A 25007-nucleotide genomic window follows, 5' to 3' on the forward strand; every position below is an offset into this window, starting at 1 on the left:
TGAAGAGTGCGACGCAAGAGACGATGCCATGAAATAAATAGCCGGTCAACAAAATTAAAAAAGCTCCCGCAGGAGCTTTTTCTTATTCAATGATTCTGAGTTTTGCATAATTGAGCATAATCTTCTTCTCACCATTCAATTCAAATTTTACAGTTGCAATGGGATTGTGTGCACTTCCTTCCATTTTAGCCACCACACCAAAGCCGAACTTTTGATGCTCTACTTTTTGACCTTCTTGTAAATTGCTGGTATCACTGGCAACAAAATCTGCAGCGGGTTTATGCTCGATGGTTTGATTACGAGCTGGTGTAATTAGCGAAGAGGTTGTTGTTTTCTTTTGCGAGGGCGGAGGTCCGTATTTCTTTTCAGCACGGGCTACATCATCATAATCATTTCCTTTATTGCCCCAACCTTTCATACGGTCAAATGCAGAGCCACCGCCAAAGGATGATTGATTACGTAATCCGCCGCCTGCATAACTTTTATCAATATGTGTTTCAGGCAACTCATCTAAGAAACGACTCGGTTCGTTTTGTACAATCTGTCCGAACTTATATCGGGTATTGGCATAAGTAATCCAGAGTTTCTTCTTGGCTCTTGTAATCACTACATAAAACAAACGGCGCTCTTCTTCCAGTTCTTCACGAGTGTTAATGCTGAGCGCATTGGGAAAAAGCATTTCTTCCAACCCCGCAGCAAACACACATTCAAACTCCAAACCTTTGGCTGCATGGATGGTCATGAGTTTTACACTGTCAGCATCAGGGTCTTTTTCGTCAGCATCGGTGAGCAGGGTGATTTGTTGTAAATAAGCACCCAATGATATCGGGCCAACTTTCAGCTGCTCTTCTGTAGGCGCTGCTTCAAACGTGAGTTGCTGTTGCGGTTTGTCTTTTTCTTCAAAAGGATTATCGGCAATTACCACACCATCATCATCAATTTGCTGACGGTTCGTAGTGTCATCTACCCATTCCTTAATAGAGTTGAGTAACTCTTGTATGTTTTCATAGCGTTGCAACCCTTCCGTGCTTTTATCATTGAACAGTTCTTTCACCAGGTTGGTTTGTTTACCCACATGCACTGCCACTTCATACGCATTGTTTTTCTGCAGCATACTGGCAAAGCTTTTAATCATGGTTACAAACTCATCAATGGCATCGGCAGTGCCTGCTTTAAAGCCCAACTCTCTTGAACGTGTGAGTACTTCCCACATGCTGATGTTTCGCTCATTGGCAAAAAGCACACATTTATCAACGGTGGTTTTACCAATGCCACGTGCCGGATAATTAATTACACGCTTGAGCGCTTCTTCATCACGTGGGTTGACGATTAAACGCAGGTAAGCAATAAAGTCTTTGATTTCTTTACGCTGATAAAAACTGATACCGCCATAAATAATATAGGGAATAGCCATGCGTCGCAGGCTTTCTTCAAACGCACGGCTCTGTGCATTGGTGCGGTAGAGAATAGCAAAATCTTTATTACGATAGTGGTTGCGTAGTTTTTGTTCCTGGATGGTATCAGCCACAAACTTGCCTTCATCATTATCCGTCATAGTGCGAACAAGACGAATCTTTTCACCATCTGTATTATCAGTAAAGAGAATTTTTTCTATCTGGTTTTTATTGTTGGCAATTACTTCATTGGCAACATGCAGAATGTTTTTAGTGCTGCGGTAGTTCTGCTCCAGCTTTACCACATGTACATTGTCATAATCTTTTTGAAACTGTAAAATGTTTTCAATGGTAGCGCCACGGAAGCTGTAGATGCTCTGTGCATCATCGCCCACCACACATACGTTTTCATGCATGGCGCCGAGCAGCTTGATGATTTCATACTGAGCCGGATTGGTATCCTGGTACTCATCAATCATGATGAACTGAAACTTGCGCTGGTACTTGCTTAAGCTTTCCGGAAAGTTTTTGAGCAGTTCATAAAATTTAATGAGCAGATCATCAAAGTCCATCGCTCCGTTTTTAAAACAGCGTTTGCTGTATGCATCAAATATTTGTGCAATGGCCGGCCGGTTGGCCCGCATATCTTCCTGCTGCAGGTGCCAGTCGTTCTTGTATTCTTCAGCATTCACAAGAGCGTTCTTGGCTGATGAGATTCTGTTATAAACCGTGGATGGTTTGTAATGTTTATCATCCAGGTTCATTTCATTGATAACGGTTTTGATCACGCTCTTGGCGTCATCCGTATCATAAATGGTGAAGTTGTTAGGGTAGCCCAGCTTATTAGCTTCCGTACGTAAGATGCGGGCAAACACACTGTGAAAGGTGCCGATGTATAAGTTGCGTGCTTCGTGGTTGCCGAGGATATGCTCCACACGCTCCTTCATTTCTTTGGCTGCCTTGTTGGTAAATGTTAGCGCCAATATATTGAAAGCATCTACACCTTTGGCCATCAGGTGAGCAATACGTGTAGTAAGTACTTTGGTTTTTCCGCTCCCGGCGCCGGCCACAATCATGAGCGGTCCGTCAATCGTTTCTACTGCTTCTCTTTGCCGCTCATTGAAACCTTTTAAATAATCCATCATGGGCGCAAGTTACTTGAAGCAGCCTGTAAAAATTGTTGTGTGAAAAATTATTGAAGCGGTATTTAAGCTCCCCGCTGTGCACCGCCCACATGCTTGCCGGCGTTGTTACCTGCTTTTGTATTGGCTTTGCCGCCTTTGGGTGCAATGAATGCTGATTTACTTTGAGGAGGTGTTCCTTTCTTTTTGTCTTTCTTGTTTTTTCCTGAGTTGAATAGCGACATGAGTTTTTGCTTTTAACCATAAATCTCTGAAAAGACGGGTAAAAAACAAAAAACAGGAACTGTTATTTACGGATCAAAGTTCGTGAGCCTTTTGCAGCCACCGGTACATCTCTTTCTCTGGCATTAATATTGTGCCTGTTGAATATCCTTCTGAATCAATTGTAACTCCTCTCCCTTTTTCACATTACAGTCGCAATCGTTTACGGTTAAGAAAATAAGTATTTATACGATAAAGTAATAAGCGTTTACTCTTATTTGTATCGTGTGTTTCAAGTTATTTTGTACAACACAATCTATTAACATGAAAAAAGTTTTACAGCTGCTCGCAACTGCGGGTATCAGCATTTTCTGCAATACCGCTCAGTCTGTGGCACAAACAGCAGTTACTGCCTACAACATCACCTCACAAACACCTGCAACCACTTCTAATACTTCAGCAGGTTGGAACCTGGCTGCTCCTTATCCTAACAGTACAACCTATACAAACTTTTATGGTCAGCGAAACGGAGGTGCAGCAGGTGTGGAGCGGGTGGTGACAGGCTTCAATATTGGCGCCAGTTCCTATATACCAAGACCAAGACCGGGCGGAAGGCCTTTTGACAATGTGGTTATTAATCGTCACCCTTCCATACCCGGCGATACAGTTAACACACTTTACGAATACACTGCCGGTGCCGGTAATAACTTATTTTTTGAGCCTTCTTATTTGCCCAACCTTCAAGACGTAATTAACAGCTTTGTATGTAACCGTGGATCTGATAATACCTTTTCCAATTCGCCCACCACACAGGCGAATATTGAACGGATTGACTTAATCATTAACGGTGGCATTATTTGTAATTCACCTACTTTCCAGGGGTTTTTAATTAATGAGCGGAACGGCAACGATAATTTTAAAGTTGCTGCTATTACCGCTCTCAACGGGTCCAACTTAGTAAGCGGTTTGGGAAATCTTGTATCTATAATCACCACCAACTGGGGAGCTGTAGGCCCATCTTTTATATCAAGAGTAATGAGCCGGAGAACAGGATCTGATCCTAACTTAAGAGCCAAGCAGGATATAGCATCACAAACAATCAGCGGTGTTTATATTTCATTCAGTAACCTGGGTATTACCAATGGCACCCGTATTTACGGACTTGCCGTTTTTCCTAATGATGTAACATCAGCTATGGACCTGGTTGGTCTTACCAATGTTCCTTCCAATACAGATGCCGGGGCTAATGGCGGACTTGATATGATGGCGGGCGGAGGCTACTTTGTACAATCGTCATTGCTGCCGCTTCAATTAAAAGATTTAAAAGCTGCTGTTAAGAATACCGATGTTGTTTTAACCTGGGTGGGTGAAAACCAGGTGAATGTAAGTCACTTTGAAATTGAACGCAGCACCGGTACGCCCGACAAATTTGAAAAGATCGGCAAAGTAGATGCCTCCGGTTTTAATCAATCATATTTATTTATTGATCCGGTGGTACCACAAGGCAAAGCCTTGTACTACCGTCTTAAAATGGTGGATAAAGATGACAGTTACAGCTACAGTTCTGTTGTAAGAGCGGCAGTGAGTGTTAAACAATCCTACCAGCTAATTCCTTCGGTTGCAAAAAGAGGCGAAGTGGTTTATCTCTCGTCAAGAGAGTTGATTAATGGTGTTGCAAAAGAACTTACAATTATGAATGGCAACGGCCAGGTGGTGTACACCAGTCGCATCTTACAAAATGGTGTTGTGCCTATTCAAACAAGTCAGCTTTCTGCAGGAATATATGTACTCAAAATACAAACGGAAACAGACGTAACACTGCTGCGTTTTATGGTACAATAAGAAAGCTGTAAAGTTTCGCTGTTAAACTCTGCCGGCCTGCGTATCTTCAACGCATGATACAAACGGGTAATTATAACCGGCTCACAGTGCAACGTATAAAAGATGCCGGGGCTTTTCTGGATGATGGTAAGGAAGGTATTCTTCTTCCCAAACGATTTGTGCCCAAAGGAACCAAGGTGGGCGATGAACTGACGGTGTTTGTATATCACGACAGTGAGGACCGTTTGATTGCCACCACGCAACACCCCAAAGCTGTAGTGGGGGATATTGCTTTTTTAAAAGTAGTGGGTAACAGTGCCCACGGTGCTTTTTTAGATTGGGGGCTGATGAAAGATTTGTTTGTACCTAAGAGCAAACAGATTTCGCCTATGCGTTTGGGTGGTGAGTACCTGGTGCATCTTTATATTGATACCCAGACCGGCCGAATTGCCGCCAGCCAGTACATAGAACATTTGCTGAGCAATGAAGAACTCACGGTGAAAGAAAAAGAGGAAGTGGAGTTGATTATCTATCGTGAAACAGAACTGGGCTGGGCCGTGATCATCAACAATAAGCATTCGGGATTGCTCTATGCCAATGAGGTGTTTCAAACTTTACAGGTAGGCGATAAAATGCAGGGCTATATTAAACAGATACGGGAAGACGGAAAAATTGATGTGGCTCTTGGAAAACTTGGTTATAACAAAGTGGAAGATGAAGCAACTAAGATTTTACGACTGCTGGAAGAACACAATGGTTATTTACCCTATCATGATAAAAGCGAACCCGAAGCCATTTATAATTTCTTTGGTATGAGTAAGAAGGTGTTTAAAATGACGGTGGGTAAACTGTACAAAGAACGGAAGATAGCACTTACAAAAACGGGTATGCAATTAATGGAAAAGAGTTGATGTTTTAATATGGTTTTAAAGTAGATTAAATGTATCATAATGATCTTAAAAGTAATCTATTACTACTATTTTCTTTTTTACATCAAAATACTTTCTGAAAGAGAGCCTCATACTGTTACTGTGTTTGTATTAAGTGTTTGTGAGGGCTTAATATTGAATTTTTTTATCAGGGTATCATACACTTATGCTACTTGTAATTTGTATGGAGTTAGTGGTGACATTATAATAACAGCTCTAATCTTGATTGTCAATTTTTATTATTATCTCACTTTAAAAAACGGAATCAGAATAATAAGGGAAAAACCGGCACTTTTTAAGAGTAAAAAAATCTCATTATTCATTGTTGTATCCTTTTTTCTTGTCTGTTTGAATTTGATTTTTAGTGGGGGGTATGTATTACAAAATATTAGAAGCAATTGTTAGCAGCTTTCGCCCTGTTAGGTTTCTCTTTCAATGATAAAAGAAAGAATAAAAAAAATACACCTCCCTCATTGTTCGGACAGTGCGAAGCCGCATGTATCACAAGCGAGAATTCATAAGTAAATAGATAAACAAATTATTACAGATTCTTTCCTTTTCACATCATTATCTCCTGAAGCATCAAATTATAATTTATGTGTTCTTCAGTATGCGAACATTACTACTAGTGACCGCATCCCCCCGATGTAAAAAAAGGACAACCACTCCACCCCCTGTTCTCCGTTTACAACAGCCAATGCATTCCTTATCAATATTAACTACGAAAAAAATCGGATGTGGTTCATTTTTGCTGAAACTATCGTTTTATGAAAAAAACATTGAACCTTATCATCCTTTTCTTCACCGCCTTACAATTGTATGCCCAGTCTCCTGTAAAAGGCACCATTACCGTACGTGTATTGAATGAACAGCAGCAAGCATTGGAAAGTGTTACAGCCACCTTATTGCGTAGCAAAGATTCCTCACTGGTAAAAACTGCTATTACCGATCGTAACGGTGTGGCCGAGTTTGTGAATATTGCAGCAGGCAATTATTTTATTAAAACATCTTTACTCAATCATCAGCCCTTTTTATCTGCCTCCGTTACAGTAACAGAAACGCAAACAACAGTAGCGGCACCTGATATCATTTTAAAACCGGCTGCCAAAGAGTTAAAGACCATTGAGGTAAGCGCTAAAAAGCCTTTTATTCAAAAGCTTACTGACCGTATCGTTGTAAACGTAGAAAACAGTGTAGTAAATGCCGGCAGTTCAGCCTTTGATGTATTGGAGCGCTCACCGGGCATACTCATTGATAACAACGACAACATCAGCATGCGTGGCCGTGCCGGTGTTATTATTATGATTGATGGAAAACCTTCTCCCATGAGCGGTGCTGACCTGGTGAATTATTTAAGAAGTCTGCCTTCCAATGCTATTGAGCGGATTGATCTCATCACCAACCCTTCCAGTAAATATGATGCAGCCGGTAACAGCGGTATCATTGATATACGATTGAAAAAAGATCAACGCTACGGCACTAACGGTTCAATAACTGCCGGCTACGGACAAGGTGTTTATCCCAAGGCCAACAGCGGTATCAACTTTAATCACCGGAATAAGAAACTGAATTTGTTTGGTGGTTATAACTATGCTTACCGTATGAATCTCAATCACCTCATTTTAGACCGTAATTTTTTTGAAAACGGAAATTTTTCAGGAAAAGATATCAAGGATAATTATACCAAGATTCCGCTTAACCTCCACACGTTCAGGCTGGGTGCAGATTGGTACCTGAGCAAAAAAACTATTGCCGGTGTGGTGGTAAACAGCAATTACAATCTTGTACAACCGAGAAACGCCAACAGCTCCGTAGTAATTAATAATAACTACGAACCTATCTTTACCTTCAACACCAATACCAATAACCGCAATAAAAATTTTAATACCGTAGCCAATTTTAATATCAAGCACGTGTTTGACAGCACCGGCAGACAGTTAACGGCTGATATAGATTACGGTCAATTTGGGATTGATAATTATTCAAGCGTTGCTACAAATTATAAAAAGCTGGATGGCTCTGTGCTGCAACCGGACTATATACTGGATGGTTACCAGGATGGCAAACTTCGCCTCGCTACTGCAAAAGCAGATTATACGCATCCCTTACAAAAGCAAGCAACAATTGAAGCAGGTATTAAAACCAGCTTCGTACACACGGATAATGATGCCCGGTTTTTTGATATGAGCACTGGTGTTCCGAAAGATGATGTAAACAAAACCAATCATTTTTTTTATGATGAAAATATTAATGCGGCCTATGTAAACTTTAAAAAGCAGTACAAGAAGGTTGATTTTCAGTTAGGGCTCCGTGCTGAAAACACCCGTGTTAAAACCCGGCAGGTAAAAGGCAATGTGTTGTGGGATAGTGCCTACACACAATTGTTCCCCAGCGCCTTCTTTAATTATCATCTCAAAGAAGATCAAACACTGGGCCTCTCTGTGAGTAGACGCATTGACCGGCCTAACTACTCCCAACTGAACCCCTTTTTGTTTTTGATTGATGTAACTACTTATGGTACCGGCAACCCTTCATTGCTGCCGCAGTTTACCTGGAGTTACGAGTTAAGTTATACCGTAAAAAATATCAATATCACTTTTGGCTACAGTCACACTAACCGCAACCAGAATATTGTCATCACCCGTTTTAAAGATGTATTCCCAAATATACCTGCCGATGATAATGTTACAGTACAGATTCCCGTAAACCTCAGCTCCAGCGATTACTATGGTGTTACCATTGCGGCGCCTGTCAAGATTAATAAGTGGTGGAATATGATGAATAATGTAAATGTGTTTTACAATCACTTCAACGGCAATCTTGCGGGAACTACTTTAGACAATGGAAGAGCAGTAGCAGATATACGCACCAATCAAACCTTTACTTTCAAAAAAGGCTGGACAGCAGAACTTAACGGTAACTATAACACGGGAGGGCAATATGGTTTTATGGTTACAAGACCGCAATGGGGCGTAGGCGCCGGTGTTCAAAAAAATATATGGAAAGGAAAAGGCCAGGTACGGTTCAATGTAACAGATATTTTCTGGACCAACCTGCCCCGTGCTACCATTACCTATAACAACTACATTGAAAAATGGAGAGCGTACCGTGAAACAAGGGTAGCCAACCTGAGCTTTACCTATCGTTTCGGAAATAATAAAGTGCAGCAGGCGAGAAGAAGAACCACCGGTTCAGAAGAAGAACGCCAGAGAGCACAATAAGTCTCGTTTTCTCATGCTGATAGATCGGACCGGTAGTCTTACCGGTCTTCTTTTTTGTGCAGGCTTTTGAGCAGGTGCAGGTGAGGTTGCAGATCAATAAGATTTTGACGTGATAAAAAACGGCGCAGGTGTTTGTAGAAATGACTGTGATCATAATAACCCCATGCTGCTGCATGAAAATCACGTGGGTTTTGCAGAATCTTACTGATGGCGCTTCGTATACGCATTACCTGTAATGCATTTTTATAACTCACACCGGTGCATTCTTTAAAATAACGCTGCAATGTTTTTGCAGAAACGCCATATGCAGCAGCACGCTCCTGCGCCAGTGTGAGAAAATCATTATTGGTAGCAGCCTGTTCCAACAAAGACGTTACAATATGAGCTTTGTGTAAAGATGTTTTATGTGTGTTGAGTTGCCGGAGATAATGCTCCTGCAACAGTTGTACCCTTTGCTCAAAATCAACAGCTGACCGTACCTGTTGCAGCAGTTGCGCATCCATCAGGTAGCTCAATGAAAAGACCTGTCCTTTGTATTCTGAAAAATTAATTCGTTTTTCAAACAGCACCGGGCTCACTTTAAACTTGATGCCAAACAAAAGATTGCCGGTTTGGTGAAAACATTCAATATGATTGAGTCTCGGTAAGAAACCATCATTACGGATAGGAGTGTTGATTTCGTTTACCTGCATTACCAACGGTGTGCCCAGGTTAATGAGAAACGTATAACCAAGGTTAGGAAACAAAACATCACTGAAACCCTGCGGGTGCTCTTGCCATAAATCATCAAAATCTGTTTCCCAAAAAAAATCAATGAAACGGGATAGCTCCCCGGATGCGTACACACGCCGGTAGTTGTTTTCAAAATGATGCTGATGTATAAACTCTATATGCCGCACTGCTGCAAAATAAATTTCAGTCTTTGGATGACAGCGTTAATATGTATGAATGGCAAGGCTGCCTCACATAAATATGTGAGTCGTAACAAATGGCTTGTCTTCTAATTTTACCGGGTTAATCAAAAATATATGCCAAGACCACTTGAACTTTATATTGCCATGAGCCTGGATGGATATATTGCGGCACCCGGTGATGATCTTTCGTTTCTGGATGCGGTACAAACACCCGGTGAAGATTATGGTTATGGTGCATTTATTGAAACTGTGGATACTGTGATTGTGGGCAAACGCACTTATGATAAAGTATTGCAGATGGGTTATCCTTTTCCGCATGCAGATAAGGAAGCATATATTATAACACGTACACCTCTTGCCTCTATCGGCAACAATCATTTTTATACAGGTGATGTGCTCACACTTGTACAACAGCTCAAAGCAAGAGAAGGCAAAACAATTTTTTGCGATGGCGGTGCACAGGTGGTGAATCTTTTACTGCAACACAGTTTGATTGATTTGTTTACCATTTCCATTATACCCGTACTGCTGGGTGGCGGCACCCGTTTATTTGAACAGTTTCCCGTGCAGCAACTGCAGCTGGTAAAAACCAATGCTTATAAGAGCGGGTTGGTACAGCTGCGGTATCAAAAGAAATAATTTTTTGGAAGCGTTTCGCAGGGCTGGTTTTCCCACTGCTGAAAAATAATCAATGATGAAACAGCATCCGGACCTTGTTGCGTCTGCTGAGCGAAGCCGAACGTATTACCAACGAGGAATTCATAAGCAATTAGATAAGTTTAATTTGGAGGGAGTAATGGCGGTGTGCAGGTGTCGTTGGTGATAACACCCAACGACGGCGGGCTGAGTACCGTTATAAATTAATTAATACATCTAAGCTGTGTGCAAGACTTACAAAGGTCAAAAATTGTGTAAGACGGACAGGCAGTAATGCCAAATGGAAACAAAATAAAAGAAATGCCTGCCGCTCATCACAAATCAATAATAATTTGCTGCTGCGTCTCAACAATCGATATACATACCTGTTAGTGCAATTGCGCTCCCTAATTTTAAAAAGGGTCAATTAGTATCATTTAAAAACACACTATGAACCGGAACATTTTTTCAGCAGTTGTACTGCTGTCGCTTGCCGTAACAACAAGTTTTGCACAATCCAATCCGTTTACAGGTTCTGAAAAACCGGTCACTAAAACCTACAGTAACACAGGCTTTACAAAAATCAAGTTGCTGGATGTAGATGGTGCAGTAGAAATTGAAACAGGTAAACCCTTTTCTATCGCAGTAGAAATGAAGGAAAAGTATTTCATCATTTTTGATGTAATACAAAAAAGTGAGGAACTCACTTTGAAATTTAATTACACTAAAGACAATAATAAGTACATCACCAATCCGCAGATAAAGGTAAAAATCACCTGCCCATCTTTGGTTGATTTGTTCAAACAGGGTAATGGCACCATTGCTTTATTTTTAAAAAGCGAATCTGATTTTTCCTTTGTAAACGATGGCAACGGTGCTGCTGTTGTAAAAGGCACCGCACAAAAAGTGCGTTTGCAATGCACCGGTAATGGTGGCATCAATGCACAGGAACTTTTGGTAAGCAACGCTTTTGTTGAGATAAATGGCAATGGAGGCGTCAGCATCAATGCTTCTGAAACACTTTCGGTACATCGAACAGGCAATGGAAAATTGGTACAAAAGGGGCAAGCTGTGATTGAAAATAAATAAAAAACAATTCTTGCCGTTGTTGTTGTTCTACATAGCTGATAAAATAAAAAACAGCAAACAGCTCTTTACTTCGCAGCAACGTCTCCCGCTGTACTGCGTTTGAAATGATGCAAATTGCCAGATGGGGACGTTGCGTACTACGGAGCAGAATTTGTATCTTTTTTCTGTGCCTGTATGCAAGTAATACCTTAAAGTGAAGGAAATGTTGATTCAACGAAGAAGCATAGTTCTTCGTAGTACGCAACGTCCCTTACCGGAGACGTTGCTGCGAAGGAAGGAATTCATAAGCACTTAGATAAGTTGAATTTGGAGGGAGTAATGGCGGTGTGCAGGTGTCGTTGGTTAAAACACCAAACGACGGCGGGCGGTGTGCAGTTGTAAACTAATTAATAAATTTATGCTCGTTGCAGCACCAACCATGTCCAACCAATAGTAAAATAAGATGACTAATAAAATATTATTACAATATGTAATTTCATCTGTGATTGCATGCTTTATCTTCTATATTATAATTATAGTCAGTAATAATTATAATGAACTTTTTCAAGTAGTATTTGAAGGAACAAAAGATTATTTAAATTTTATTTTGTTTTGGCTTTTACAAGGATTGACTATTGGATCGGCTTTACTTTTTCTTGGTAAAATGAGTACAAACCTTATGCTGCAATTTGTCATATGTGTACTTACTTCATTATTCATCACTTATTTCTATCGGCCTGCAATTGAATCTGCATATGAAGGCGTTTTAGTTTGGGTAGTTTTTTTAGGTATAATTGCTGGGGGACTTATTTTTTTAGTAAACAGATTGATGTCTATTTGGTGGTGATTTTTTAACTTCCCAGCAACGTCTCCCGCTGTACAAGTGTTGAAATGATGCAAATTGCCAGATGGGGACGTTGCGTACTACGGAGCAGCATGTGTATCTTTTGCCGCTGTTGGATTTTCCATATTTAATAAAATGAAAAAACAGTACCCGACCTTGATGTGTCTACTAAGTCAAGCCGGATGTATAACCAATGCATCATAAACTTCCACCCACCCACGGGCTGCACCGCTTAGGCGTAAATGGCCCGCTGTTGTTTTGGCGGCCATTGAAGACGGGCGGTGATAACTGTTGCCACCGGCACCGCTGCTGAAAGCCCCAAAAGGAGTTTTTGTCAAAACAAATCCACCTTACTTTTGCCCCCATGCCAAAACCCATCATTTGTATAGGAGCTGCCCTGGTGGATGAACTCTTTCATGCCACCGAAACCATTCTCAACGCTACTACCAATAATGCACATGTAACCAAAACAGCCGGCGGTGTGGCCCGCAATATTGCCCACCAGTTAGCCCTGCTGGGTGTGCCGGTGCAATTGATTTCAGTATTCGGTAACGACAGTGATGGCCACTGGCTCAAACAGGTATGTACACAGGCGGGCGTGCAATTAGATGGTTCCGTTACCATAGAAGGACTGAGTGGTAAATACACGGGCATCCTGGATCGGGACGGAAGTTTGTACACAGCCTTTTTAACCAATGCTGCTATACAATTGATTTCGCCATCGCACCTGCAGCAGCAACGGGCCTTGCTGCAAACAGCCGGCTATATCCTTGCCGATGCAAACGTGTCTGTTGAAACCATGGAATGGCTGCTCAGCTTCAGTAAGGAAACGGGTATTCCGTTTATTATTGAACCGGTGAGTGTGCCCCCGGCCAGCAAACTGGCGGCATTACAGTTAGAAGGTTTGTATTTAGTAACACCCAATGAAGATGAACTGCCGGTGATGTGCGGCGATGAAAGCAGCAGCACCAAAAAACAGGTAGAAGAATTATTAAACCGTGGCGTGCAGCAAATATGGCTGCACAATGGTATTCACGGCAGCAGTATAGTTAGTAAAGAAAAAACAGTATCACTTCATGCATCGCTGGTGGAAGTGGTGGATTGTACAGGTGCGGGCGATGGATCCTTAAGCGGTTACCTGCTGGGGAAACATTTGGGAAAAGAGGACCTGGACTGTTTAAAAATTGCACACTCGCTCTCTGCTGAAATTTTACAGGTAAACGGCGCCATTGCCACTCATTTAAACCGGGAACAACTGCTGGAGCTGGTTCCTAAATATTTTCCTGAAGCATGAATTCATTTTTAGAAATACATCCGCAAGTGCAGTTGGCCTTGCAGGAAGGAAGACCTGTAGTGGCCTTGGAATCTACCATTATTTCGCACGGCATGCCTTATCCGCAAAATGTAGAAACAGCATTGGCCGTAGAAGAGGTAGTGCGTGACGGAGGAGCTGTGCCTGCCACCATTGCCATCATGAACGGAAAATGTTATGTGGGTTTAACTGCAGAGCAGGTTGAATTATTTGGTAAAGCAAGAGATGTGTGGAAGGTGAGCCTGCGGGATATACCTTATGTGCTTACGCAAAACAAAGCAGGTGCTACTACGGTGGCGGCTACCATGCGTATTGCTTCTATGGCAGGCATTGCTGTATTTGTAACAGGCGGTATTGGCGGTGTACACCGTGGCGCTGAAAACAGTATGGACATCAGCGCTGATTTAACGGAGATGGCGCAAACCTCAGTAGCCGTGGTATCAGCCGGTGTAAAATCTATTCTCGATATTGGTTTAACATTGGAATACCTGGAAACAAAAGGCATCCCTGTTGTAACAATGGGCCAGGATGCATTCCCCAGTTTTTATTCCCGTGAAAGCGGCTACGAAACACCGTTACGATTGGATACGGCAGCGGCTGTGGCGGCTTTACTGCACAGTAAATGGCAACTGGGGCTGGAAGGTGCTGTACTGATTGCAAATCCTGTTCCTGCACAGTATGAAGTACCGGCATCACAAATGGAAGCACATATACAGCAAGCCTTGCAGGCAGCGGCGCAACAACAGGTGAAAGGAAAAGAGGTAACGCCGTTTTTATTGCAATACATTGCGGCACATACAAAGGGAGAAAGCCTGGCCGCCAATATTGCGTTGATCAAACATAATGCAAGGACAGGTGCTGAAATTGCAAAGGCCTATGCAGCGGTTAAAAAATTGATCTGAAAAATCTGTAAATCAAACAAATAGACTTTTTGCAATCCCGGTTTTTCCCATTCTTAACGTTCCGTTAGATGGATGAGCAGGAAAAAACCTGAATGTAACTCCAAAATAGTTCTACTTTTGCTGCTGCAACAGCAATGAAAAAATTCATCGCCGCCATATTAGCCTTTTTATTTCTTGCTTCTTCCACAGGAGCAACGGTGCACATGCATTACTGCATGGGCAAGCTGGCTGATTGGGGTCTGACATCTGAAAGCAACAGCAGTTGCGGTAAATGCGGTATGGAGAAGAGCAGCGAAAACGAGAACGACGGCTGCTGCAAGGATGAACAGAAATTTGTTAAGAACACTGCCGACCAGAAGATTGCAGAAACTTCCTTTGAGTTCAAGACTGCTTTCAGTGAGGCTGTTGTGCATAGCTATCCTGAATTACCTGCTTTACAAATCACTTCTATTACTGAAGAATATCCCTTCAGTCATGCGCCACCCCGAACGCAGGGTGTTGCCGCATATATTCTCAACCAGGCATTCCTGATTTAAGACTGACTTTTTCTTTGAAGCCGGGCAAATGATTTTGCCGGGCTATTGGCATTTACTATGCCTTTTTGTACTTTATTTCTCAACATCACAACCCAACAAAAATGAACACAATTAAAATGCTGTTGATGGCAGCCTTCACCATCTTCTCCGTTTCTGCAATGGCACAACAAAAGAGTGCTAAAAAGAATAACCCGCAGCAGGAAACTTCGTACTACTGTCCCATGAAATGTGAAGGTGATAAAACCTATGCCAAAGCTGGTAAGTGCCCGAAATGCAAAATGAACTTAAAAGAAAAAAAAGCAACAACAGCAAAAGCCTACTACTGCCCTATGAAATGTGAAGGTGATAAAACCTATGCCGAAGCCGGTAAATGTCCGAAATGTAAAATGAACCTTGTTGAAAAGAAAGAAGAACATTCCAATCACAAACATTAAGTAACGTTCAAAACAAAAGGATATGAAACAGATTTTTTCAGTAATGATAATAGTTGCCGCAGTTGCTTTTACGGCCTGCAACAATAATACAGCTGCCAATGAACACGAAGGGCACGATATGCATACACCTGCCAAGGATACAACACAACATACCGCAGCGCCGGATGATAAAGAATTGAAAACAATTACAGCCGTGTTTACCAATGTAGATGCGAAAGCGGCTGCTACCATCAAGGAAATAGTGGATCATTACCTGCATATTAAAAATGCATTGACAAATGACGATGCAGGTGATGCGGCCGATGGTGCGCAGGCCATGGAAAAGGCATTGGCAAAAATGGACAAATCGCTTTTTACAGCAGAACAGAAAACAGCGTATGATGCTACCGAAGAAGCATTGAAAGAACATGCAGAGCATATTGGTAAGAACGGTGATAACATCAAACATCAGCGTTCCCATTTTGCAATGATGAGTGAAGAAGTATATACACTGGTAAAAAACTTTGGCGCCGGCCGTGCTTTGTATCATGATCATTGTCCGATGGCCCGTGATAACAAAGGCGCTTTGTGGGTGAGCGAAATCAAAGAAGTAAAGAATCCTTACTTCGGTGCTCAAATGCTTACCTGCGGAACGGTAGAGGAAGTAATTCAATAATGATTAATCAAACATCATGGTTCAAAAATTAATTGAACTGGCTTTGCGTAACAGGCTTATTGTGCTGCTGCTTGCAGGCGGCCTGTTTGCCTATGGCATTTACTCAGTAAAAGAAAATCCCATTGATGCCATTCCTGATTTGAGTGAAAACCAGGTAATCGTTTTTACGGAATGGATGGGACGCAGTCCGCAGGTGATCGAAGACCAGGTAACTTATCCATTGGTAAGTAACCTGCAGGGTATTCCTAAAATCAAAAACATCCGTGGTTCTTCCATGTTCGGGATGAGTTTTGTATATGTGATTTTTGAAGATAACGTAGATATCTATTGGGCAAGAACAAGAGTTCTGGAGCGCTTGAATTTTGCACAGCGTTTATTGCCGCAAGGTGTAACGCCTTCATTGGGTCCTGACGGAACAGGTGTGGGCCATATCTATTGGTATCATCTCGATGCACCAAAAATGGATTTGGGTGAACAACGTGCATTGCAGGATTGGTACATCAAGTTTGCCTTGCAAACAGTACCCGGTGTAGCGGAGGTGGCATCCTTTGGTGGTTTTGAAAAACAATACCAGTTGGTGGTTGATCCGGTGAAGCTGCAATTCTACAACATCTCGTTGATGGATGTGATGAATAAAGTGAAAGCGAATAACAATGATGTAGGCGGCCGCAAATTTGAAATGGCAGATATGGCTTACATCATCCGTGGACTGGGTTATCTCAAAAGCAAAGAAGATGTAGAAAACATTGCACTCGCTAATTACAATGGTATTCCCGTTCGGGTAAAAGACATCGGCTCTGTACAAATGGGCGGCGATTTACGTCTCGGCATTTTTGATATGGATGGCAAAGGCGAAGTAGTGGGTGGAATTGTAGTGATGCGTTATAATGAAAATGCCAACAAAGTAATTGAAGCCGTAAAAGAAAAAATGAAAGAAGTGGAGAAAGGATTACCGGAAGGTGTCACCTTTAAAACTTCGTATGACCGCAGTACTTTAATTCAGGAAGCGATTGATTCTGTAAAAGGAACGCTGATGGAAGAAATGATTGCGGTATCACTGGTAGTACTCATCTTTTTGTTTCACTGGCGCAGTGCCGTTATTATTCTCATTCAATTGCCCATCTCTGTTGCAGCCGGTTTTATTTTTCTTGAACTCTTCGGTATCTCTTCCAACATCATGTCACTAACCGGTATTGCACTGGCAATTGGTGTGGTGGTGGATGATGGTATTGTGATGGTAGAGAATGCGTACCGGCATCTGAGTGAAGCTCAGGCTGCAAAAATTAATTCATCTGACAAAGCATAATTATGGCAAACTGGTTCAAACGAAATAGAGACCCGTTAACAGCAGAAGAAAGAAATGACATCATTGAAAAATCATCCAAGCAGGTGGGGCCGGGTGTATTTTATTCCACCATCATTGTGGTTACTTCCTTTCTGCCGGTGTTTTTGCTTACAGGTATGGAGGGTAAACTCTTTCATCCCCTTGCTTGGACAAAAACATTTATTCTGCTCATAGATGCGGTGTTGGCCATTACATTAATGCCGGTATTGATTTCTTTCTTTTTAAAAGGAAGATTGAAACCGGAAAGCGCTAACCCCATTACACGAACACTGGAAAAAATTTATACACCTATTCTCAAATGGTGTTTGAAGTGGAGAAAGACCACCATTGCTGTTAACATCATTGCACTGGCCACAGGTATCATTATGATGACACGTTTGGGTTCTGAGTTTATGCCACCGCTGGATGAAGGTTCGTTGTTATTCATGCCTGTTACATTGCCTGATGTTTCCAATTCAGAAGCCAAAAGATTATTACAGGTGCAGGACAAACTCATTCGTACGGTTCCTGAAGTTTCACATGTGTTGGGTAAAGCAGGAAGAGCCAATACTGCAACAGATAATTCGCCCATCAGTATGATTGAAACCATCATCTTGCTCAAACCAAAAAACGAATGGCGAAAAGGATTAACAAAAGATGATATCATCAATGAGCTCAATTCCAAAATGCAGATACCCGGTGTTACCAACGGATGGACACAACCCATCATCAACCGCATCAACATGCTTTCAACAGGTATCAGAACGGATGTAGGATTGAAAGTATATGGACAAAACCTTGACAGCATTTATGTATTTGCACAAACCATCAAGAAACAACTGGAAGGCATTGATGGTGTAAAAGATTTATATGTAGAACCCATCACCGGCGGTAAGTATGTGGACATTGCTATTAAGAGAGAAGAGATTGGTCGTTATGGTTTGAGCGTGGATGATGTGAACACAGTCATTGAAAGTGCATTGGGTGGTATGAAACTTACTACTACCATCGAAGGCCGCCAACGGTTTAGTGTAAACGCAAGATACGGCCAGGATTTCCGTAACAATCTCGAAGCACTCAAACGCCTGCAGGTTCAAACAATGGAGTTTGGTCCTGTTCCGTTGGAAGCAGTGGCTGATATTCAACTAGGCGATGGTCCGCCCATGATCAATTCTGAAAATGCCATGCTGAGGGGTACGGTGTTGTTCAATGTAAGAGAAAGAGATCTGGGAAGTACAGTGAAAGAAGCACAGGAGCGTCTCAACAAAATGATCACCAAATTACCCAAAGGTTATTTTCTGGAATGGAGTGGCCAATGGGAAAACCAGATCAGGGCCAACCGCACACTCAAAATGATTATGCCCATTGTCATCATCATCATCTTTATGGTGTTGTACTTCACCTATCATTCATTTAAGGAAGCAGCCACTACTATGATCACTGTTCCGTTTGCGTTGATTGGTGGTGTGTTCATGGTGTACTTCTATGGCATCAACTTATCCGTAGCAGTAGCTGTTGGTTTTATTGCCCTGTTTGGGATGGCGATTGAAACGGCGATGCTCATGACTATTTATTTAAATGAAGCGATGAATAATATGGTGGCCAAACACGGCAACTCCAAAGCCACCTTAACGCCGGCTATCATTCGTGAATTTGTAATTGAAGGTTCAGCTAAACGGTTACGTCCCAAACTCATGACGGTATCTGTTGGTTTGTTTGGTTTAATACCCATCCTGTGGGCTACCGGTGTGGGCAGTGATATCATGCGGCCCATCACCATTCCGTTAATCGGCGGTACTATTTCATCTACCATTTATGTGTTACTCATAACTCCTGTGATTTTTGAAATGATCAAGGAAAGAGAATTAAAACGTAAAGGCAAAATTGAATTGATCGATGTTAAAGAATAAACTATTACCGCTATTGCTGGCAACGGTGTTTGCCGGCAACAGCCAGGCGCAAACATTAAAATTGGATGCAGTCATTGACAGTATCAAATCATCACACCCTGTGGTGAAGATGTATGACAATGAAATCCGTTCTATGGATGAAGCAGCCAAAGGTGCAAGAAGCTGGATGCCGCCGCAAGTAGGTATTGGACAGTTCATGACACCTTATGATGTGCGTCTCTGGCACCGGGAAGATGATATACCGGGCATGGGCTCCGTAATGTTCTCCGGTGAGCAAATGTTTCCCAATAAGAAAAAACTGGATGCCGATGAACGGTATATGAAAGCCATGTCATCAGTAGAAAAAGAAAAAAAGAACGCCACACTGAATGAACTCATCAATGATGCCAAGCAGTTGTATTATGAATGGATCATTCTTAAAAAGAAGCTGGTGACGCTCCGTGAAAATGAAAAGATCCTCGACTTCATGATCAAGAATGCGGAGATACGGTATAAAAACGGTTTGGAAAAAATAAGCGCTTACTACAAAGCCAAAGCGGCATTGGGCGATGTGAGAAATATGCAGTTAATGTATGAAAGTGATATTAATGAAAAACGCATCCGCATCAATACACTCATGGGCCGCAATGCCATGATTCCTTTTGATATTGATACCACATACACGCTGTATGATTTTTCAACCATGGTATTTGACAGCACTTTGTTTTATTCCAACCGCAGTGATCTCAAATCATTGGATAAAGAAATAAAACTCACACAACTGAAACAGGAAACAGAAAAAACAGCATTGAAACCACAGTTTGGTATCCGCTATGATAATATGATCGGCTTTGGTGCTCAGCCGCTGCAATACACCATCATGGGCATGGTGCGTATTCCTATGGCCAAGTGGTCATCAAAGATGAACAAAGCAAATATGGAAAGCCTCAAATGGAAAACCTATGCCATACAATCACAAAAAGAAATGATGGCGAATGAATACAGTGGTATGGCCTATGGCATGCGCAATGAACTGGAGTTGAAGAAAAAACAACTCAAGCTCTATGATGAAACCATACTGCCTGCATTACGCAACAATTATAAAACCATGCAACTGGGTTATGAACAGAACACAGAAGAATTGTTTATGCTCTATGATGCATGGGAAGTTTTAAACATGAAACAACTGGAGTACACGGAATTGCTCAACCAGGCACTAAAACTCCAGGTAACAATTGAACGGATCATTGAAAAACAATAAAACACAGGATGATGCAAAGAAGAAATTTTTTAAAATTATCAGGTTTGAGTGTGGGCTCCGTAGCTGCAGGCGGTTCGTTGATCGGTTTATTAACCGGTTGCCGTAAAGATCATCATCGTGGTTTGAAGACAGAACCTGTGTGGGTAAAGGAAGGTGATTTTTCACGGTTGCTTTCGTTTCCCTCAACAGCAGGAGCCAATCATACAATCACGGCACAGGTAACATCAACTAACCTCAATGGTGCAACCATTCCCGTATTGGGTTATCAGCCCAATCGGATGCTGGGTCCTTCGTTCAGAATCAACAGAGGTGATGCAGTGAATATTTTATTGCAGAATAATTTATCAGAACATACCAATATTCATTGGCATGGTTTAAAAATTCCGGCGTTGATGGATGGACATCCTGATCAGTTAGCCAATGCAGGTGGTACGTTCCGTTATCAGTTCACCGTAAATCAGAGAGCAGGTTTAAGCTGGTATCATCCGCATCCGCATAATAAAACCGGCAAACAGGTTTTTCAGGGACTGGCAGGTTTGTTTATCATCAATGATGCGGAAGAAGCAGCTCTCAATCTTCCGTCAGGTTCCAATGAACTGCCATTGGTCATTCAGGATAAACGCATCACCAACAGCAGTATTCCCTATGATCCTTCTGTAGAAGAAATCATGGCAGGTTATATGGGTGAATCCATTGTAGTAAACGGAGTGTATGCTCCATATACAGAAGTAGCCACCCGTTACTACCGCTTACGCATCTTGAATGGTTCCAATGCAAGAGTGTACAACCTGGCTATGAGTAATAATGCTGATATGGTGATCATTGGTAATGATGGTGGATTATTGAGTAATCCGGTAACAGTAAAAGAAATACTCATTGCACCTGGTGAACGATTGGATGTGCTGGTGAACTTTAGCGGAACAGCAACAGGTACAGATTTATTTTTAGTGAATAAAAAGTTTGGGTATGGCGGTGATGCACAGGGTGTGCAATCTTTCCGCATTATGAAATTTAAAGTAACAACGGCCGTTACGGATGCATTTACCGTTCCTGCAACGCTTTCTGTGATCAATAACATTCCTTCATCTTCTGCAGTAAGAACAAGAACCTTTGAAATCTCCAATGCAATGGAGCATCATGGTTACCCCATGAACGATGGTATGAAGATGCGCCACCGCATTAACGGAAAACTTTATGAAAGCGGCCGTATTGATGAAACTGTAGCAGCTAATACCAATGAGGTTTGGGTGTTTAACAACAGCAAAGGCGATGAACCGCATCCTATGCATTTGCACGGTGTATTTTTCAGAGTGTTGCAACGTACAGGCGGCAGAGGAAACATTATTGCTTCTGAAAGCGGATGGAAAGATACCGTGCTGGTAATGCCCGGCGAAACAGTAAGCATCCTTGTTCCTTTTGAAAACAATCCGGGCAAATTTGTTTTTCACTGTCATAACCTGGAGCATGAAGATGATGGCATGATGTTACAATATCAATTGAGTTAATGGATCATACAATGAAGAAATTAATTATTATAAGCAGTTGGCTCCTGATGATGGCAATAGCCTGCAACAACAAACAGCAGGAGTCGCATACACAACACAACACAGAAGTAGTGAAGGCACAGTACACCTGCCCTATGCCGGAAGATTCTGTGTTCAGTGATCAACCCGGTTCTTGCCCCAAGTGCGGTATGGATCTGGTGAAAATGGAAACAGAAGATCATGCACATCATCAAAAGGATATGTACACCTGTCCTATGCCGGAGGATTCTGTGTTTAGTGATCAACCGGGTTCCTGCCCCAAGTGTGGTATGGATCTGGTAAAGATGGAAACCAAACAGGCCAATCAAGATGTTGAACTGGAATCCTTATTAAAACCTACCAATGAATTTGTAGTATCCTCCATTCCTGTTACAACCATTGAACAGCGGGGTGAACAGATAGAGATTGAAGCACTGGGCAACATTGCTTATGATACAAGACAGGTAGGAAGTATTTCAGCAAGAGTTTCGGGCAGAATTGAAAAATTGTATGTGCGCTACCGGTATCAAAAAATTCAAAAAGGGCAGCGCATTCTTGATATCTACAGCCCTGAAATGTTAACTGCACAACAGAATCTTTTATTCCTCCTGAAAAACGATCCGGGCAATACCACAATGATTGAAGCCGCTAAAGAAAAACTATTGTTGCTGGGTATGAGTAAAGAACAATTACAACAGGTAGTACAATCAGGAAAACCATCTTTAACCATTGCTGTGTACAGTCAGTACAATGGTCATATTCATGAATCAACCAATGGCGGCAGCATGAATACACAATCCGGTACCATGCGGGATATTTCTTTGATCACAGAAGAACTTTCATTGAAAGAAGGAATGTATGTGCAGAAAGGGCAATCTGTTTTTACTGTGTTCAATCCTGATAAAGCTTGGGCGGTGCTCAATATTTATGGCGACAATCAATCATTGGTGAAAACCGGTAATGTTGTACGGGTTGTACCTGAAACGGCACCCAACAAAGACTTCAGGGCAAGCATTGATTTTATTGAACCTTTCTATCGAAAAGAAAGTAAAACCTTAACAGCAAGAGTGTATTTCAATAACAGCAGTTTAAAGATTCCGGTTGGCAGCCAGGTAAAAGCCACGGTATTTGGTAATACAAAAGAAGCGTTCTGGTTACCCAAAGAAGCGGTTCTTTCATTGGGTATGGACAAAGTGGTATTTCAAAAAACCAATGGCGGATTTAAAGCAACAAAAATCAGTACAGGCATCATCCATCAAAAACATATTCAGGTGCTGAGCGGATTAACAACAACTGATTCCGTTGCGGTGAATGCACAATACCTGATGGACAGCGAGAGCTTTATAAAAATAAAAAACTGATCATGCGATATCTTACTATTTCTCTGATTACTTTATTCATTCTTGCAGCTTGTAAGAATAAAAACAATGTAGCTGCAGATCCTGATACCTATTACACCTGCTCCATGGATCCGCAGGTGGTGGAATACAAACCGGGCAAATGCCCCATCTGCAAAATGGACCTCACACCTGTAAAGAAAAAGAACGGTGAGAAAAAAGATGAACTGCAGTTGAGTGATCAACAGATGCAACTGGGCAATATTCAAGCAGATACCATCCGCAACGGAAGCATTGGTGATCAGTTGGTATTAACAGCCACACTCAATTTTGATCAGATGAAAGCTTCCTCTGTAAGTTCAAGAGTGATGGGCAGAGTGGAGCGGTTGTATTATAAAAATTTGGGAGACTATGTAAAGAAAGGTGCAGCGTTGTATGAAATCTACAGTGAGGAGTTGAACAATGCCAAACAGGAATATCTTCTTGAATTAGATAAGAAAAAAACCTTTGCTGCAGAAACCGTGATTGATTTTGACCAGTTGATTCAAAGTGCTAAAAACAAATTGCTTTTATGGGGAATGAGTGAAGCACAGATCAATGAGCTGGCTGAAAAAAGGAAAGCAACACCCACCACAACGTTTTACAGCACCGCCGGCGGCTACATTACACAGTTAGATATCCGTGAAGGAGATTATGTAATGGAAGGCGGAACTATTGTAAAACTGGCTGATCTTTCAACCTTATGGGCCGAAGCACAGGTGTACACATCGCAAATGGCAGAAGTAAACAGCAACAGCATGGCTACAGTTCAGCTTCCTGACTTTGATAATAAAGAAATCAAAGGACGCATTGAATTTGTAAATCCTGAAATCAATCCTGATACAAGAATCAATCTCATCCGTGTCTCGATTCCTAACGCCGGCAATCAATTGAAACCGGGTATGCCTGCCTATGTACTATTGAAAAGCCCGCAACGTACATCACTCACTTTACCTGTTGATGCGGTGATTAGAGATGGTAAAAGCGCCACGGTTTGGATCAAAACAAGCGCCAGTACTTTTAAAAGCGTAATGGTGCAAACAGGTTTGGAAAGTAACGATCGTATTGAAATCAAATCAGGATTAAAAGAAGGGGATGTAGTAGTATTAACCGGTGCATATTTACTGCACAGTGAGTATGTATTTAAAAAAGGAGTAGATCCGATGGCGGGACACAATCATTAAAACCGGTTTGCACATCAGCGCAACCCTTACAGCCGATTGATTTTATTTCGTTATTTTGAACCATGAATTTCATCGGCAACCTTATCTGGCTCCTTTTTGGAGGATTCTTTGCAGCGCTCTGCTATTTTTTCGGCGGTCTTGTTTTGTGCATCACCATTATCGGTATTCCCTTCGGTTTGCAATGTTTTAAACTGGCCGGTTTGGTACTCTGGCCTTTTGGAAAAAAAGTAATCTCCTCTTCCTCTGATAGTGGTTGTTTAACCATCATCGCCAATATTATCTGGATTGTAGTGGGTGGTATTGCAGTAACACTCAATCACATTATTATGGGTGCTATTTTATACATCACCATCATTGGTATTCCATGGGCCAGGCAGCATTTTAAGCTGGTGGAAATATCCCTGATGCCCTTTGGAAAGAAGGTGGTGGAGGAATAGATTT

The 25007-nt window shown here is 41.8% G+C and carries 22 protein-coding genes; 18 read left to right on the top strand and 4 right to left on the bottom strand.

Translation table 11 applies throughout. The annotated features are described in order from the left end of the window. Positions 1-82: 82 nt before the first annotated feature. Both PDL71_RS01770 and PDL71_RS01775 read right to left on the bottom strand, forming a co-directional pair. Positions 83-2539 (bottom strand): ATP-dependent helicase, encoded by a 2457-nt coding sequence (locus PDL71_RS01770; RefSeq protein ID WP_407524541.1) that lies wholly within the window; start codon positions 2537-2539, stop codon positions 83-85. Between the two features lie 62 nt (positions 2540-2601). Then, complete coding sequence (locus tag PDL71_RS01775) at positions 2602-2760, bottom strand: hypothetical protein (protein WP_407524543.1); 159 nt, start codon at positions 2758-2760, stop codon at positions 2602-2604. Between the two features lie 301 nt (positions 2761-3061). Between PDL71_RS01775 and PDL71_RS01780 the strand changes: the two genes are divergently transcribed. From PDL71_RS01780 to PDL71_RS01790, 3 genes are all read left to right on the top strand, one after another. Continuing rightward, positions 3062-4579: a T9SS type A sorting domain-containing protein gene (locus PDL71_RS01780; RefSeq protein ID WP_407524545.1), complete on the top strand. Its 1518-nt coding sequence runs from the start codon at positions 3062-3064 to the stop codon at positions 4577-4579. 53 nt (positions 4580-4632) lie between these two features. Further along, positions 4633-5469, top strand: coding sequence for a S1 RNA-binding domain-containing protein (locus PDL71_RS01785; RefSeq protein ID WP_407524547.1), 837 nt, complete (start codon positions 4633-4635; stop codon positions 5467-5469). Positions 5470-6254: 785 nt separating this feature from the next. Further along, a complete protein-coding gene (locus PDL71_RS01790) occupies positions 6255-8708 on the top strand; it encodes an outer membrane beta-barrel protein (protein WP_407524549.1) in 2454 nt (817 codons plus the stop codon). 38 nt (positions 8709-8746) lie between these two features. On the opposite strand, the gene PDL71_RS01795 is transcribed toward PDL71_RS01790, so the two are convergent. Next, a complete protein-coding gene (locus tag PDL71_RS01795) occupies positions 8747-9607 on the bottom strand; it encodes a helix-turn-helix domain-containing protein (protein WP_407524551.1) in 861 nt (286 codons plus the stop codon). Positions 9608-9736: 129 nt separating this feature from the next. Here PDL71_RS01795 and PDL71_RS01800 point away from each other — a divergent pair, with 129 nt between their 5' ends. From PDL71_RS01800 to PDL71_RS01810, 3 genes are all read left to right on the top strand, one after another. After that, positions 9737-10261: a dihydrofolate reductase family protein gene (locus PDL71_RS01800; protein ID WP_407524553.1), complete on the top strand. Its 525-nt coding sequence runs from the start codon at positions 9737-9739 to the stop codon at positions 10259-10261. 447 nt (positions 10262-10708) lie between these two features. Next, positions 10709-11347 (top strand): GIN domain-containing protein, encoded by a 639-nt coding sequence (locus PDL71_RS01805; protein WP_407524555.1) that lies wholly within the window; start codon positions 10709-10711, stop codon positions 11345-11347. A 442-nt stretch (positions 11348-11789) separates the two neighbouring features. Beyond that, a complete protein-coding gene (locus tag PDL71_RS01810) occupies positions 11790-12173 on the top strand; it encodes a hypothetical protein (RefSeq protein WP_407524557.1) in 384 nt (127 codons plus the stop codon). Between the two features lie 170 nt (positions 12174-12343). Here the strand turns inward: PDL71_RS01810 and PDL71_RS01815 are convergent, their stop codons facing one another. Beyond that, on the bottom strand, positions 12344-12508 hold the full coding sequence (locus PDL71_RS01815) for a hypothetical protein (RefSeq protein ID WP_407524559.1): 165 nt from the start codon (positions 12506-12508) through the stop codon (positions 12344-12346). A gap of 26 nt (positions 12509-12534) precedes the next feature. Between PDL71_RS01815 and PDL71_RS01820 the strand changes: the two genes are divergently transcribed. The 12 genes from PDL71_RS01820 to PDL71_RS01875 all read left to right on the top strand — a co-directional run bounded on the left by PDL71_RS01820 (position 12535) and on the right by PDL71_RS01875 (position 25003). Next, positions 12535-13464, top strand: coding sequence for a carbohydrate kinase family protein (locus PDL71_RS01820; RefSeq protein ID WP_407524561.1), 930 nt, complete (start codon positions 12535-12537; stop codon positions 13462-13464). Beyond that, a complete protein-coding gene (locus PDL71_RS01825) occupies positions 13461-14384 on the top strand; it encodes a pseudouridine-5'-phosphate glycosidase (RefSeq protein ID WP_407524563.1) in 924 nt (307 codons plus the stop codon). The genes PDL71_RS01820 and PDL71_RS01825 overlap by 4 nt, the downstream gene beginning before the upstream one ends. Before the next feature lie 134 nt (positions 14385-14518). Then, positions 14519-14920 (top strand): HYC_CC_PP family protein, encoded by a 402-nt coding sequence (locus tag PDL71_RS01830; protein WP_407524565.1) that lies wholly within the window; start codon positions 14519-14521, stop codon positions 14918-14920. 101 nt (positions 14921-15021) lie between these two features. Next, positions 15022-15354, top strand: a complete 333-nt coding sequence (locus PDL71_RS01835) for a heavy metal-binding domain-containing protein (protein WP_407524567.1) — start codon at positions 15022-15024, stop codon at positions 15352-15354. Between the two features lie 22 nt (positions 15355-15376). Continuing rightward, positions 15377-16009 (top strand): DUF3347 domain-containing protein, encoded by a 633-nt coding sequence (locus PDL71_RS01840; protein WP_407524569.1) that lies wholly within the window; start codon positions 15377-15379, stop codon positions 16007-16009. Between the two features lie 16 nt (positions 16010-16025). Next, positions 16026-17315, top strand: a complete 1290-nt coding sequence (locus PDL71_RS01845) for an efflux RND transporter permease subunit (RefSeq protein ID WP_407524571.1) — start codon at positions 16026-16028, stop codon at positions 17313-17315. Between the two features lie 2 nt (positions 17316-17317). Then, positions 17318-19243 (top strand): efflux RND transporter permease subunit, encoded by a 1926-nt coding sequence (locus PDL71_RS01850; protein WP_407524573.1) that lies wholly within the window; start codon positions 17318-17320, stop codon positions 19241-19243. After that, the gene (locus PDL71_RS01855; protein ID WP_407524575.1) at positions 19230-20483 is read left to right on the top strand and encodes a TolC family protein; all 1254 of its coding nucleotides are present in this window, start codon (positions 19230-19232) and stop codon (positions 20481-20483) included. Before PDL71_RS01850 ends, PDL71_RS01855 begins: the two co-directional genes overlap by 14 nt. A gap of 11 nt (positions 20484-20494) precedes the next feature. Further along, complete coding sequence (locus tag PDL71_RS01860; RefSeq protein ID WP_407524577.1) at positions 20495-21988, top strand: multicopper oxidase family protein; 1494 nt, start codon at positions 20495-20497, stop codon at positions 21986-21988. An 11-nt stretch (positions 21989-21999) separates the two neighbouring features. Next, complete coding sequence (locus PDL71_RS01865; RefSeq protein WP_407524579.1) at positions 22000-23367, top strand: efflux RND transporter periplasmic adaptor subunit; 1368 nt, start codon at positions 22000-22002, stop codon at positions 23365-23367. Positions 23368-23369: 2 nt separating this feature from the next. Then, positions 23370-24566: an efflux RND transporter periplasmic adaptor subunit gene (locus tag PDL71_RS01870; protein ID WP_407524581.1), complete on the top strand. Its 1197-nt coding sequence runs from the start codon at positions 23370-23372 to the stop codon at positions 24564-24566. 62 nt (positions 24567-24628) lie between these two features. Then, positions 24629-25003 carry a YccF domain-containing protein gene (locus tag PDL71_RS01875; RefSeq protein ID WP_407524583.1) on the top strand — a complete coding sequence of 125 codons (375 nt, stop codon included), beginning with the start codon at positions 24629-24631 and terminating at the stop codon, positions 25001-25003. Positions 25004-25007: the final 4 nt, after the last annotated feature.

Source organism: Lacibacter sp. MH-610, assembly GCF_045780045.1.
Taxonomy (GTDB): Bacteria; Bacteroidota; Bacteroidia; order Chitinophagales; family Chitinophagaceae; genus Lacibacter.